General features: G+C 69.8%; 10 protein-coding genes and 1 pseudogene. All 11 read left to right on the forward strand.

The genetic code is table 11. The annotated features are described in order from the left end of the window. The first annotated feature begins 20 nt into the window (after positions 1-20). A complete protein-coding gene (gene xpsH, locus FXO19_RS12535) occupies positions 21-485 on the forward strand; it encodes a type II secretion system protein XpsH (RefSeq protein ID WP_149195453.1) in 465 nt (154 codons plus the stop codon). A 77-nt stretch (positions 486-562) separates the two neighbouring features. Further along, a complete protein-coding gene (xpsI, locus tag FXO19_RS12540; protein ID WP_255516406.1) occupies positions 563-1,027 on the forward strand; it encodes a type II secretion system protein XpsI in 465 nt (154 codons plus the stop codon). A gap of 128 nt (positions 1,028-1,155) precedes the next feature. Next, positions 1,156-1,839 carry a prepilin-type N-terminal cleavage/methylation domain-containing protein gene (locus FXO19_RS12545; protein WP_149195590.1) on the forward strand — a complete coding sequence of 228 codons (684 nt, stop codon included), beginning with the start codon at positions 1,156-1,158 and terminating at the stop codon, positions 1,837-1,839. Further along, positions 1,836-2,717, forward strand: coding sequence for a type II secretion system minor pseudopilin (locus FXO19_RS12550; protein ID WP_149195455.1), 882 nt, complete (start codon positions 1,836-1,838; stop codon positions 2,715-2,717). The genes FXO19_RS12545 and FXO19_RS12550 overlap by 4 nt, the downstream gene beginning before the upstream one ends. Continuing rightward, entirely contained in the window at positions 2,710-3,903 is a 1,194-nt protein-coding gene (locus tag FXO19_RS12555) for a PilN domain-containing protein (RefSeq protein ID WP_149195456.1), read from the forward strand. The genes FXO19_RS12550 and FXO19_RS12555 overlap by 8 nt, the downstream gene beginning before the upstream one ends. Beyond that, positions 3,884-4,495 (forward strand): type II secretion system protein GspM, encoded by a 612-nt coding sequence (gspM, locus tag FXO19_RS12560; protein ID WP_149195457.1) that lies wholly within the window; start codon positions 3,884-3,886, stop codon positions 4,493-4,495. The genes FXO19_RS12555 and gspM overlap by 20 nt, the downstream gene beginning before the upstream one ends. Then, the gene (locus tag FXO19_RS12565; protein ID WP_149195458.1) at positions 4,485-5,282 is read left to right on the forward strand and encodes a general secretion pathway protein GspN; all 798 of its coding nucleotides are present in this window, start codon (positions 4,485-4,487) and stop codon (positions 5,280-5,282) included. The genes gspM and FXO19_RS12565 overlap by 11 nt, the downstream gene beginning before the upstream one ends. Before the next feature lie 10 nt (positions 5,283-5,292). Continuing rightward, complete coding sequence (gene gspD / locus FXO19_RS12570) at positions 5,293-7,554, forward strand: type II secretion system secretin GspD (RefSeq protein ID WP_149195459.1); 2,262 nt, start codon at positions 5,293-5,295, stop codon at positions 7,552-7,554. Positions 7,555-7,572: 18 nt separating this feature from the next. Then, positions 7,573-8,400 (forward strand): annotated as a pseudogene (locus tag FXO19_RS12575) (glycosyltransferase family 2 protein); the annotation flags it as partial. A gap of 148 nt (positions 8,401-8,548) precedes the next feature. Further along, positions 8,549-9,406 (forward strand): glycosyltransferase family 2 protein, encoded by an 858-nt coding sequence (locus tag FXO19_RS12580; RefSeq protein ID WP_149195460.1) that lies wholly within the window; start codon positions 8,549-8,551, stop codon positions 9,404-9,406. A gap of 1,115 nt (positions 9,407-10,521) precedes the next feature. Then, positions 10,522-13,719, forward strand: a complete 3,198-nt coding sequence (locus tag FXO19_RS12585; RefSeq protein ID WP_149195461.1) for a TonB-dependent receptor — start codon at positions 10,522-10,524, stop codon at positions 13,717-13,719. The last annotated feature ends 199 nt before the right edge of the window (positions 13,720-13,918 follow it).

Consider the following 13,918-nt stretch of genomic DNA (forward strand, 5'->3'; position numbering starts at 1 on the left):
ATGGGGTGTCGCGGCGCCAGATGCCGGTTCGTGTCGCCAGGAGTCGCGGCTTTTCGCTGCTGGAAGTGCTGATGGTGGTCGCGCTGATCGCAGTCGCCAGCGTGCTTGCCGTCGGCGTGCTCAGCGGCGGCGTCGAGCGCCTGCAGCTGCGGTCCAGTGCCAAGGAACTCGCGGCGAACCTCCGCTTCACCCGTGCGCATGCGCTAGCGACCGGGGCGCCGCAGCGGTTCGTGATCGACCCCGTCGGCCACACCTGGCAGGGGCCGGCCGGGCGCTACGGCACCGTTCCGGACGCACTCGAGATCGTCTTCACCGGCGCCCGCGAGGTGCAACCGCGCGCGGACCAGGGTGCGATCGTGTTCTTCGACGACGGCGCCTCCACCGGTGGGCGCGTGCAGCTGCGCTCCGGCGACGCGGCCTGGAACGTCGACGTGGCGTGGCTGACCGGCGAGGTGCGGCTGCACAGGGGGGCGTCCCCGCAATGAGCCGTCGCAACCGAAGTCCCTTTCAAGGAAACGCCGGCAGCGGGGAAAAGCAGCCGACGGCACGCTCTTGGCGGCCCGTGCCGCGGTATGGGAGCGGAGCTCCATGCCGCCGGCCAGAAGCGCGCTCGCAGCGCGGATACACCCTGATCGAGGTGCTGGTCGCATTCGCGGTACTGGCACTGGCGCTGACGTTGCTGCTGGGTACGCTGTCCGGCGCCACCCGCCAGGTGCGCTGGTCGGCGGATGCCGGGCGTGCGGCGCTGCATGCGCAATCATTGCTGGCGCAGGTGGGAGTGGGCGAGGTGCTGCAGCCCGGACGCAGCGACGGCACGTTCGACGATGGCCGCTACCGCTGGGTGCTGGAGGTCGCGCCATACATCGATCCGGCGTTGCCGCCGGCAGCGACCGCCGATCCGTTCGCGCCGCAGATGCTGGCGCTGCAGCTGACGGTGGCGTGGGGGCAGGGCGGCGCGCGCGAGCGCCTGCAGGTGCAGTCGCTGCGACTGGTGCAGGCTGATTCCGATGCCGGGTTGACGCTGTGACGCGGCGCGGCGCGCAGTGGAAACGCGGTTCCTGCCGGCGATTCATTGACGTCGGCCGTGGCGACGGCCTCGTTGGCGCGGGGGCGGCAGGAGCGTGGCAGCGCGGCGTCAGTCGTGGCGACGCCATCATTCGGACCAGTTCGGCGGGTGGACGGCAACGCGGTGGACGGCAGCGCGGATTCACGTTGATCGAAATCCTGCTGGCGACGGTGCTGCTGGCCGCGGGCCTGGCACTGGCGTTCGCCACCCTGCGCGCCGCATCCGTGACCGTCGAGCGCGGCGACGACCTGGCGCAGCGCAGCGAGCGCATCCGCGCCGCCGAGGGTTTCCTGCGCCGGCGGCTGGTCTCGGCGCAGCCGATTGCGTTTGCCGCCGACGAGCGAACCGGTGCCCCGGTCCGCTTCCTCGGCGAAGCGCGGCGGATGCGCTTTGTCGCCGACCTGCCGAACTACCTCGGCCGCGGCGGCCCGGCGCTGCACGAAATCGGCGTCGGCCGGGACGACGAAGGCCTGCGCCTGCAGGTCGCCTTCGCCACGGTGCTGGCCGGCGAGACCGTGGAGGAGCGCGAACCGCGTCCGCCCGAGCCGTTGGCGACCGGCCTGTCCGGCGTGCGCTTCAGCTATCGCGGGCTGAACCAGGACGGCCGCCTGACCGGCTGGCTGGATGCCTGGACCGCCAGCCAGCAACTGCCGGTGCAGGTGCGGGTGGAAGTGGAAAGCGAGCGCGACGGCGCCTGGCCGGTGCTGGTGGTCGCGCTGCCGCAGGGCAGCGGCCAAGTCGCCGACGGCGCCTTGCAGGAGTTGGCGCCATGAGGCGCACCGCGCCGGCCACGGCGCACGCTCGCGGCGCTGCGCTGCTGCTGGTGCTTTGGCTGATCGCGCTGCTGACGGCGCTGGTCGGCGCGTTCGCGCTGACGGCACGGATCGAGCACATGCAGGGCCGCGTGCTGCATCGCGGCGTGGCCGGCGACCAGGCCGCGCGCGCCGGGCTGGAGTACGCGATGGGGCGCCTGACCGACCAGAATCCGGCCACGGCCTGGCTGCCCGATGGTCGCGAGTACGTCTGGACGTTCGCCGGCGCGCCACTGCGGGTGCGGATCGTCGACGAGAGCGGCAAGGTCGACTTGAACGCGGCCGACCAGCCGCTGCTGTCGGCGCTGTTGCGGGTCGCCGGCGCCGAGCCGGGCCAGGCCGAAGCACTGGCCGGCGCGATCATGGACTGGCGCGATGCCGATGACCTCGGCCAGCCGCAGGGCGCGGCCGAGGATCCGCAGTATGCCGCTGCCGGGCGGCCGTACGGCGCCAAGGACGCGCCATTCGAGAGCGTCGCCGAACTGGAACTGGTGCTGGGCATGACCGCGGACCTGTACGCCGCCATGGCCGAGCATGTGACGGTGCACAGCGGCATGCCGATGCCCGACCAGCGCTTCGCCGGCGCCGAGGTGCTGCAGGCGATGGGTGTCGACGCGGCGCCGATCCTTGCCCAGCGCGGCGAAACGCCGCGCCCGCAACTCGAGCCGGATCTCGTGGGAGGCGGGACCGGCACGTATAGTATCGACAGTCGCGCGCGGCTGCCGGACGGCCGCGATGCGGTCTTGCAGGCGGTGGTGCGCGTGGGCAGCAATGGTCTGCCGGGAGCGGTCTACACGCCGTTACGCTGGAAGGAGGGGACCTCGGCACCTGATGGCTGACGCCGACGACATCGCTGCGCGACCTTCGATCCGGCAGCGTTTCGGGCGCGTCGGCGGGCGGCTGCGTCCAGGCATGCACGGCTTCTGGTCGTGGTGGACGCGGGCGCTGCTGAGCTGGCTGCCGCTGCGGGTGCGGGAACTGCTGGGACTGGTGGAGCAGCGGCTGCTGCTGCGCCGCGAAGGCGCCGAGCTGGCGGTGATCCTGGAGCGCGGCGGGCAGTTGCGCGTGCTCGGCATCCTGCCGTGGCCGGCACTACCGCCGGACGGGGATGTGTTGGGCCGCGTGCTGCGGCCGCAAGCCGCCGAACTGCCACGCTGGCTGCTGCTGCCGGCGTCGGCCGGGCTGCGCCGGCGCATGGCGCTGCCGGTCGCGGCCGCCGACCGGCTGCGCGAAGTGCTCGGGTTCGAGATCGATCGGCAGACCCCGTTCGCCGCGGCCGAGGTCTGCTTCGATGCGCGCCTGCTCGGCCGGCGCGACGACGGCCAGCTCGATGTCGAACTGGTGGTCGTGCCGCGGGCCGCGCTGGAGGCCGCGCTTGCCGCGCTCGGCCCGCTCGCCGACGGACTGGCCGGAGCCGACCTCGACGACGGCCGCGGCGAAACCCTCGGCATCAATCTGCTGCCGGAGGCCCGCCGTCATCGCCGGGTCGACCCGTGGCAGCGCTGGAATCTCGCTTTGGCCGCGGTCGCCGTGATCGCGGTGGCGGCCGGGCTGTGGCAGGTCCTCGAGAACCGCCGCGCCGCCGCCGAGGCCTTCGCGCAGGCGTCGCAGCCGCGGATCGAGCAGGCGCGGGCCGCGTCGGCGCAACGCCAGCAACTGGACGACCTGATCGAAGGCATGCGCTATCTCGAGGACATGCGCGCCGCACGCCCGACCATGGTCGAATTGCTGGACGAGCTGAGCCGGCGCCTGCCCGACAACACCTACCTGGAGAAGCTGGCGATCGAGAACGAACGCCTGCTGCTGATCGGGCTCAGCAACGAGGCCTCGGCGCTGATCGGGCAACTGGAGGATTCGGCGTTGTGGCGTTCGCCGGCGCTGACCGGCGCCCTGCAGCCCGACCCGCGCAGCCGCCGCGACCGCTTCACCCTGACCGCCGAGGTCGCCGTGGCCGCACCGCCTGCGGCGCCGGCTGGCGGCGGGGCGGCGGAGACGGGAGGTGCCGATGCGCAAGGCGATCGCTGACCGCGAGCGCTGGCTGGCGCTGGCGATCCTGCTGGCGCTGCTGGCGCTGGCCTATCTGGTACTGATCCATCCCTGGTGGACGCGGCCGATGCTGCAACTCGGCGAGCGCATCGACACGCTGCAGCAGCGCGACCTGCGCGCGCGCATGGTGCTGTCGCAGGCGCCGCAGCTGCGCGAGCGGACCGAAGCCTTCCAGGAGCAGGTGGCGCGGCTGCCAGGCTTCCTGCCCGAGCGCAGCCCGGAACTGGCCACCGCCGCGCTGGTGCAACGGCTGGAGACCGCGGTGCTCGAAGCCAGCCCGGGCAACCGCAGCTGCGCGATCATCAACCGCTCGCCGCTCAGCGACGTGCGTCAGCAGCGGTTCCCGCGGGTGGTGGTGCAGGCGCGCATCCGCTGCGGCAGCCCGGAACTGGCGGCGGTGCTGCACGCGTTGGAGAGCGGCTCGCCGCGGTTGTTCGTCGACAACCTCAATATCCTGTCGCAGGCGCATTACATGGCCGCCGAGCAGGCGGACCAGGGCCTCGGCCTGGACGTGAGCTTCGACCTCTACGGCTATCTGCAGCCGTTGCCGGGAGGTGCCGATGCACGCTGATACCGCCGGCGCCCGCACGCGGTTGCTGGCGGCGATCGCATTGTGGGCAGTCTGCGTCTGGCTGTTGGCGCTGTTCGGCCTCGGCGGCCGGGTCCAGCCGTTGCCGGAGGATCCGGCCCTGCTGCAGCCGCTGCCGCAGGGCAGCGCCGGTGCCGAGGAGCGTCTCGGGCCGTTGTCGCAATACACCGAGATCGGCGAGCGCCCGCTGTTCGCCAGCGACCGTCGTCACCGCCCGTTCTTCCTCGAGCCGCAGGCCGAAGGCGAGGAGGGCCCCGGCGAGTTCGATGTCGTGCTCACCAGCGTGCTGATCACGCCGAACCTGCAGATGGCGATCGTGCAGCCGCGCGAGGGCGGCGAGCCGCTGCGGGTGAAGGTCGGAGAGTCGCCGCGCACCGCGCCGGCATGGTCGCTGCTCTCGGTCGCGCCGCGCAGCGCGGTGTTCGCCGGCCCCGAAGGTGAGCGCACGCTGGAGTTGCGCGTATTCGACGGCGTCGGCGGACAGCCGCCGACGCCGTTCACGCGCAGCGACGATCGCCAGGCGCGGCGCCTGCCGCCGCCGCCGCCCGTCACACCGGCGCGCCAGGTGCCGCCACCGCAGCCGCAATCCGGCGCCGCCGTCGCTGCCGCCGAAACCGCCGCCGCCGAAGCCGAAACAGCCGCCGAAGCCCAGGAGATCACCCCGGCCGCACAGGCCGACGCGATCCGCCAACGCATCGAAGCCCGCCGCGCGCGGCTGCGCCAGGAGGCGCAGCAGTCATCGCCGGCAGGTCAGCAGCAGAACCCGTAGAGTGCATGCAATGAAGCTTCCCAGTCCGATCAAGGCGGCGACCGCCGCTCTCCTCGCCACTCTGCTCGCCGCCTGTGCCACGGTGCCGGTACCGGACGTGCGCCGCGAGGGCGATCTGACGCGTTCGCCGCCCGATGGCGTGCAGGCCGAGCCGCTGGAAGACGACGGCCTGCCACAGCCGCAGATCCGCCGCGGCACCGGCCAGGTGATCAACCAGAGCGCGGCGGCCTCGCCGCCGCCCGGCATCGGCGGCACCAGCGGCTCGGCCCAGTTCAATTTCGAGGGCGAGTCGGTGCATGCGGTGGTCAAGGCGATCCTCGGCGACATGCTCGGGCAGAACTACGTGATCGCGCCGGAGGTGCAGGGCACGGTGACCCTGGGCACCCCCAAGCCGGTCAGCCCGGCGCAGGCGCTGAGCCTGCTGGAGATGGTGCTGGGCTGGAACAACGCGCGCATGATCTACAGCGACGGCCGCTACAACATCGTGCCCGCCGACGGCGCGGTGGCGACCGGCACGGTGGCGCCGCGCACCGGCACCGCCACCGGCGCCCGCGGCTTCGAGGCGCGCACCGTGCAGCTGCGCTACATCTCGGCCACCGAGATGGAGAAGGTGCTGGAGCCCTTCGCGCGCCCCGACGCGATCGTCGGCGTCGACAACGCGCGCAACGTGATCACCATCTCCGGCAGCCGCTCCGAGCTCGAGAACTACCTGCGCACGATCGAGATCTTCGACGTCGACTGGCTGGCCGGCATGTCGGTCGGCGTGTTCCCGATCGACTCAGGCAGCGCCACGCAGGTGGTTGGCGACCTGGAGAAGGTGTTCGGCGAGGACAGCGGCTCGCCGGTGGCCGGCATGTTCCGCTTCATGCCGCTGGAGGGCGCCAACGCGGTGATGGTGATCACCGCACAGCCGGCCTACCTGGACGAGATCCAGCGCTGGCTCGAGCGCATCGACAGCGCCGGCGGCGAGGCGAAGCTGTATTCCTACGAACTGAAATACGTCAAGGCCCTCGACCTGGCTGACCGTCTGGCCGAGGTGTTCGGTGCCGGCGGTGGCAGCCGCAGCGGCGGCGGCAGCGCCTCGCTGATGCCGGGCCTGGAGTCGACCCAGGTGCGCGGCAGCGGCGTCAGCGGGCGCGACAGCACGGTCCCGATCGGCGGCGACAGTGGCAACGGGAGCGGAAGCCGCAGCCGCAGCCAAAGCCGCGGTGGCGGAACGGCCGGCGGCGGCAGCAGCGGCGGTCAGCTGCAACTCGGCGACAGCGGCCCCGGCTCGGGCAGCGTCACCCTCGAGGTCGACGGCAACCAGGTCGGCGTGTCGGCGGTCGAGGAGACCAATACCCTGCTGGTGCGCTCCACCGCGCAAGCGTGGAAATCGATCCGCGAAGTGGTCGAGCGCCTCGACGTGATGCCGATGCAGGTGCACATCGAGGCGCAGGTGGTCGAAGTCGCGCTGACCGACGAGCTGCGCTATGGCGTCAACTGGTACATCGAGCGCGCGGCGACTGACAACGGTTTGCCCAGTCTGAGCCTGCGCGACAATCCGTCGCTGCCGAGAAGCTGGAGCACGTTGGCGGGAAGCATCGGTGGCGTCAGCGGAGGGGGTCTCTCCTGGACGCTGTTCAAGAACGATGCGGCTGCGATCATCACGGCCCTCGATGACGTGACCGATTTGCGTCTGCTGCAGACGCCCTCGGTCTTCGTCCGCAACAATGCCGAGGCCGAGTTCAACGTCGGCAGCCGAATCCCGGTGTCGTCGGTGTCGATCAACCCTGTCGCTGGCAGCAACAATGCAATCAGCCAGGTGCAATACCTCGACACCGGCATCATCCTCAAGGTGCGCCCACGCGTGACCCAAGACGGCATGGTGTTCCTGGACATCGCACAGGAAGTGAGTTCCCCGCTTACGGATCCCGATGAAAACGGCAACGTGCGCATCGACACCCGCTACCTCAAGACCGAGGCGGCGGTGCAGACCGGCGAGACCGTGATGTTGGCGGGCCTCATCAGCGACGGCAATACCAACACCTCATTGGGTGTGCCCGGCCTGAGCCGGATTCCGATCATCGGCGGTCTGTTCGGACAGAAAGGACGCGTGAATAATCGTAACGAGGTGATCATCCTGCTGACGCCGACGATCGTACGCAGCCCGATGGAGGCGCGCCGATTGACCGACGAGTACAGCCGCCGCTTCCGCGTCATGGAGCCGCTGCACAAGAAGGAGGCGGCCGAAGCGAAACGTGCGGCCGAGGCGGCAGCGAGCTCCGAATGAGCACGGACGCACCGGCGCATGGCTGACCTGCCGGTCGTACTGCTGCCGCTCGGCGCCGACGACGACGCGCTCGATGCCTGCCTGGCGGCGCTCGATGCCGGCACCCCGGTCGGCACTCGCGTCTGGCTCGCCGACGACGCCCGCGCCGGGCCACGCGGACTGGCGATCGTCGAGCGCTGGCTGGCGAGCACGCCGTTGCGTGCCGACTACAGTCGGCGCCAGCGCGGCATCGGCGAGGTCGCGCACCTGGACGAGGCACTGACCGCCTGCGGCGATGCCGACGTGCTGGTGCTCGCACCCGACGCGATTCCGGCGCCGGGCTGGGCCGCGGCGCTGGTCGCCTGCTTCGCCCGCGACGCCTCGATCGCCACCGCCACGCCCTGGTGCAATGCCGGCGAGAGCGCGGCTTGGCCGCGGATCGGCGAGATCTCGCCGATCCCGGAGGATCTCGACCGCCTCGCCCGCGCCTGCGATGCGCTGCCGCCGCTGCATCCGGAACTGCCGGCGGCGGTCGGACACGCCGTGCTGCTGCGCGGCAGTGCCCGGCGCAAGGCCGGCGGCCTGGACGCCAGCAGCTACGTGTCGTGGTACGCGGCGCTGATCGACCTGTCGCTGCGCCTGTCCGGCCTGGGCTGGCGCAACGCGTTGTGCGAGACCGCGTTCGTCGCCCGTGGCGGCGAGGGCGGCCCGGGCGAGGGCGACATGGAGGCGCTGGCCGCACGCTGGCCGGACTGGCATGCACGGCTGGCGAATTTCCTGATGCGCGATCCGCTGGGTGACTGTCGTGAGCAGCTGTCGCGCGACTGCGCGCGGCTGGAGACACGTCCGCCGCAGCATGAGCTGTTTCCCTCCGCGCCGGACGCGCGCGATACCCCGTCGAAGACGTCGTGTGCGGTGGCCGCAGCCCGACAGGAACCGCCGCCATCCACCGGCCCGGACGACGGCGCCGTCGCCACCACGCCCGCGGAACCGCGTAGGCGATGAGGCGCCGACCATGAGTGTTCCGGCCCGCGACGGCATTGCCGCCGTCGTCGTCACCTACCGCAGCGCCTCGACCATCGACGACTGCCTGCAACGGCTGCGCGCGGCCGACGGCGTGGTCCAGATCCGCGTGGTCGACAACGATTCCCGCGATGGCACCCTGGCGATCGTGCAGCGTCATGCCGCCGCCGACCCGCGCCTGCGCTTCATCGCCAATCCCGACAATCCGGGCTTCGGCGTGGCCTGCAACCAGGGTGCGCGCGCCTGCGATGCGCCGTGGCTCGCCTTCGTCAATCCCGACTGCCTGCCGGCTCCTGATGCGCTGGCGCGCCTGCGCGTGCATGCGCAGGCGTCCGCGGGCGAGGCCCTGCTGGGCGCCGACCTGGTCGACGAGGCCGGCATGCGCGACGGCGCCGCGCGCCGCCGCGATCCCGATTTCGGTGCCATGCTGCTGACCGCTTCGGCACGCGCGCTCGATGTTGCGGTGGATCCGGCGCAACCGTTGCAGCCGGTCGACGCGGTCTCGGGTGCGCTGATGCTGCTGCCGCGCGCGCTGTTCGAGCGCATCGGCGGTTTCGACGAGGACTATCGCCTGCATGCCGAAGACCTTGACCTGTGCCGGCGCGCCCGCCGGGCCGGCGCGCATGTCGCCGTCGCCAATGACGTCCGCGTGCTGCACGTGCGCGGCGTCTCCAGCGGTTCCCGGCCGCTGTTCGTCGAATGGCACAAGCACCGTGGCCTGGCGCGCTACTTCCGCAAGTTCGAGGCGCCGCGACGCGGGTTGCCGGTGCGCGTCGGGGTCTACGCGATGATCTGGCTCCGCTTCCCGTTCGCGGTCCTGCGTGCCGTCGGCCGCGCCATCGCTCCTTAGAAGCACGTGGCGCGGGCGATGCCCGCATGACGGCGAACGGCGTCAGCGAGGCCGTCCGATGGCGCCGGGCAGGGGCGCGCTGCGTGGCCGAACTTACGCGGAAAATGGTGGTGCAACGCACAACATCCGGCTCCGGGCCCGTTATCGGCAGCGCCGGCAAGGCCGGCCCGTCGAAGCGGCGGCCTGACTCTGGCCGCCGCCCCGCCGTGCGCTGCGGTGGGTTTCGATGCTACCGGTATCAATGGCGCCGTTACGAGCTTTGCGCCCGTGCAGCCGGCCGCCGCTAACCGGCGCTCGCCGGGGGATTTCGGGCGCTCGACGCCTGCGTTGCAGCGACGGGTCGGCGGTGCGAGGCCGTTGCGTCTGTAACCGAACGGCGGTCGCGGCGGCTCATTCTGGACAAACAAAAAGAGAAGTGTTAGCGGTAACACTTGGCAGCGTTGTCATCATCGGTATGAGCGATGCGACGTCTGCCCGGTTCAAGGAGGGAGGCATGTCCAGGAAGTGCGCGAGGGAATCGACGCGGTCCGACGCGGACGAGGGTTCGGGCAATGGGGTCGGCCCGGCCCGGGGCAACATTGTCCGGTGCCAGCGCGCGGCCGGCGCGGCGCGCGTTCCGGCCTGCGCCTGAGGATCGGCGCCGCCCGCGGGCGAGGCGGTCGGACGCTTGGCGAACATGATCCGAAGGGGGCTTCCGCACGTAATTGACAGCGCTATCAGGGCCGGGCCACGGGATCCGGTTCGACGCAAAAAGGAGGGAGACGATGCAATACCTACGACAAGAATGGCTCGAACCCGGCCCGTCGGCTGCGACGCCGGGCCGGCATGGACGTCCGAAGCCGAGGCGGCGCAACGCCATGCCCGATCCACCGACTGGCCGGTTCGGCGCGGCCGGACCTTCGATCGACCCGCATCCGCTCCCGCGTCTCTCGTGAGTTCGCGGTCAGTGCGCCGCTGCGCCCCCGGGGCAGTCGCGATGCGTCGGTATCTCAAGACCAGCGATGCGATTTGCCGGGATCCCGGATCCGGCAGTCGGTGCCGCTGAAAGGTCGCCGCAAAAGCGGGCACTCGATGCGCACACCCATCCATCCATCAGCCAGGAATCAGGCACGCCCATGAATGACGACAAGTTCAAGCGATTCAAGTCGAAGGCTCTGTTCACCATCGTCGGCGGCGCGATCATCATCAATCCCGCCTTCGCGCAGGAACCCCAGGACACCCAGGGCATCCAGGACGCGCAGGCACGGAGCGAACCGGATGCGACCACGCTCGATGCGGTGACCGTCGTCGGCATCCGCAACAGCCTCGAGCACGCCATGAACATCAAGCGCGACGCCACCGGCATCGTCGACGCGATCAGTGCCGAGGACATCGGCAAGTTTCCGGACACCAATCTCGCCGAATCGTTGCAGCGCATCACCGGCATCTCGATCGAGCGCCGCGACGGCGAGGGCGCGACGGTCACCGCGCGCGGCTTCGGTCCCGAATACAACCTCATCACGCTCAACGGCCGCCAGATCCCAGGCGCCGACGGCTTCAGCAGCGGCGGCCTGGAAATCGGTGGCGTCGGCGCCGGCACGCGTGGCTTCAACTTCGCGCAGCTGGCCTCCGATGCGATCAGTGGCGTCACCGTGTACAAGACCGGCCGCGCCCACACGCCAAGCGGCGGCATCGGCGCCACCATCGACATCCTGACCGACCGCCCTTTCAACCACGATGGCGTGGTCGCGAATGTCGGCGCCAAGGCCGTGATGGACGAGTCGGCGCTGTTCCACAACGGCGCCACCCCCGAGCTGTCCGGCATCTTCAGCTACACCAATCCGGACAAGACCTGGGGCATCGGCGTGAACGGCAGCTACCAGAAGCGTCACGGCGGCTCGGTGCAGGCGACCGAGAATGGCTGGAACGTCGCCCGCTGGACCGGCGCCGACGGCAAGCTGCGCCCGGGTGCCGTCGTCGAGAACGCGCCGGAGATCGGCCAGCTCTACAGCATGCCAAACGACCTGCGCTATGCGTTCTCAGACTTCGAGCGCGAGCGCGTCAACGGCCAGGCGGTGCTGCAGTTCGCCCCGACCGACGCCTTCACCTTCACCCTGGACTACACCTACTCGACCAACGAGATTTCCCAGTTCCGCGGCGAGCAGACCATGTGGCTGCAGAACAGCCTCAGCCATGTCACCTTCGACGGGAACGACCAGGTCGCCACGCCGGTCTACATCCGTGACATCACCGGCAGCGCCAAGGATTTCGGCTTCGAGCAGCAGCGCGACGAACAGAAGTACAAGCTGGGGTCGCTGGGCTTCAACGCGCGCTGGGACGTCAACGACCGCTTCAACCTGACCTTCGATGCGCACAACACCAAGGTCGACAGCCGCCCGAACGATCCGGTCACCGGCGGCAGCTCCACCGCCTTCAGCCTCGCGGGGCTCGCCCCGAATCGCGAGACCAACAACTGGACACAGGAGTACTGGTTCAACAGCGGCCTGCCGATCATGGCGCGCACGCTCTTCCCGAGCACCGCCGACGCGGTGGCCAACACCAATGGCGTGCTCAATCCGGACTTCCCCCCGGAGCAATTGGGCACCCAGATCATGCGCATCTGGTCGACCCGCCAGGACTCCGAGGTCAAGCAGGCGCGCATCGACGGTGAACTGTTTTTCGACAGTGGCCGCTTCCAGTTCGGCATCGAGTCCTCGGATGTGTCGATGCGGCGCCTGACCGTGGACGGTCATGGCCACCTGATGACCCTGGGCAACTGGGGCGTGGACGACGTCGGCCAGGCGCCGGGCATGGCCGAGCTGCTGAGGACGATCAACATCGGCGGACTGTTCAATGACTTCAGCGCCAACGGCTCGCCCACGGGGGCGTGGTGGGGCGACGCCAGCGCGCTGGCGCAGTGGGCGGAGAATGCGTGCGCCAACGGCACCGCGCCGGCGGTGTGGCCGGATTGCGACAGCATCAGCTCCCGTGTGCGCACGACCTATGACAACGACAACCTGGTCGAAGAAAAGACGAACGCGGTCTACGTCCAATGGGACCAGGACTTCACGCTCGGCAGCATGCCGGCCAATGCCGTCGTCGGCCTGCGTTACGAGAAGACCGATCTGACCTCGACTTCGGTCATCCAGGTGCCCAGCGCCATCAACTGGATGTCCAACAACGACTTCGGCTACGTTTTCTCGGATGAAGCGATGCCGTTCTCCGAGGAACACAGCTACAACTACCTGCTGCCGAACCTCGACTTCAGCATTGACCTGACCGACGACATCAAGGGCCGCGTATCGGCGAGCAAGACCATAGCCCGCCCGCCGTACGGCAATCTGTACGCGGGTCCCACCGCGGGCGGTCCCAGCGGCTCGGTCCTGTTCGGCGAGCAGTTCCGCGCGACCGGCAGCGCGCAGACCCCGACGCTGTCGCCGCTGGAGTCGAAGAACTTCGACCTCGGCGCCGAGTGGTACTTCGCGCCGTCCAGCTTCATCGGCGTGACCTACTGGCGCAAGAAGGTCGACAACTTCATCGGCAACACGGTGGTGCGCGAGAACCTGTACGGCATCACCGACCCGACCTCCGGGCCTGACGCACAGGCGGCACTGGCGTTCATCGAAAGCCAGGCATGTATCGACCAGGTGAACGCGGCCGGCAACAACGCGAGCGAAGGCTGCGCCGGCAACTACACCACGTTGTTCACCGCGTTGGCGATGCTGCGCAACGAAGCGGCGACTGGCGGCCTGGCGGCCTACGACGGCAGCAATACCCAGCAGATCAGCATGGAAAGCCGTTTCGACATCTTCGGCGAAGCCGACGACCCGCTGTACATGTATGACGTCAATCGCCCGGCGAACCAGCGCGAGGCCACGCTCGATGGCTGGGAGATCGGCGGGCAGTATTTCTTTGGCGACAGCGGCTTCGGCATCCTGGCCAACTACACCATCGTCAAAGGCGACGTGGGGATCGACCGTGCGGCCGACCCTGGCACGGACGTGTTCGCACTGACGGGCCTGAGCGACACCGCCAATGCCGTGCTGATGTACGAAAAGTACGGCTGGTCGGCCCGCCTGGCCTGGAACTGGCGCGACGAGTACCTGCTGGCGGCGAACCAGAACGCCAACAACCGCAATCCATACTTCGTCGAGGAGTACCACCAGATCGACCTTTCCGTGTCGTACGACTTCAGCGACAACCTCTCGGTGTTGCTGGAAGCGATCAACCTGACCGGCGAGGACGTCCGCTGGAGCGCCCGATCGCACAACCAGATGGTCCGTCTGGTGGATCAGTCGCCGCGCTACATGATGGGTCTCCGCTACAAGTTCTGATCCCGCCCAGGCCAGTGTGCGGGCATGGGCCGGTACCGCCGCAGTGGAAGCGGCGGTACCGGTCGTCCTCCCCGGATGGCCGGGAAGGGAATCGGGGCCCGGCCATGCCGGGCATCGAATTCCCCACTGCGGAACGCAAGGGCTCGCCTTGCGATGTCTGCGCCATTCCGGAATATCTGGCATCGTGGGCGGGGCCGTG

The sequence above is a fragment of the Luteimonas suaedae genome (assembly GCF_008312895.1).
In the GTDB taxonomy this organism is placed as follows: domain Bacteria; phylum Pseudomonadota; class Gammaproteobacteria; order Xanthomonadales; family Xanthomonadaceae; genus Luteimonas; species Luteimonas suaedae.

Excerpts from the sequence above, each read along its gene's own strand:
- FXO19_RS12565 (WP_149195458.1), top strand. The coding sequence starts at position 4,485 with ATGCACGCTGATACCGCCGGCGCCCGCACGCGGTTGCTGGCGGCGATC.
- gspD (WP_149195459.1), top strand. The coding sequence starts at position 5,293 with ATGAAGCTTCCCAGTCCGATCAAGGCGGCGACCGCCGCTCTCCTCGCC.
- FXO19_RS12555 (WP_149195456.1), top strand. The coding sequence starts at position 2,710 with ATGGCTGACGCCGACGACATCGCTGCGCGACCTTCGATCCGGCAGCGT.
- gspM (WP_149195457.1), top strand. The coding sequence starts at position 3,884 with ATGCGCAAGGCGATCGCTGACCGCGAGCGCTGGCTGGCGCTGGCGATC.
- FXO19_RS12585 (WP_149195461.1), top strand. The coding sequence starts at position 10,522 with ATGAATGACGACAAGTTCAAGCGATTCAAGTCGAAGGCTCTGTTCACC.
- FXO19_RS12550 (WP_149195455.1), top strand. The coding sequence starts at position 1,836 with ATGAGGCGCACCGCGCCGGCCACGGCGCACGCTCGCGGCGCTGCGCTG.
- FXO19_RS12580 (WP_149195460.1), top strand. The coding sequence starts at position 8,549 with ATGAGTGTTCCGGCCCGCGACGGCATTGCCGCCGTCGTCGTCACCTAC.
- xpsH (WP_149195453.1), top strand. The coding sequence starts at position 21 with ATGCCGGTTCGTGTCGCCAGGAGTCGCGGCTTTTCGCTGCTGGAAGTG.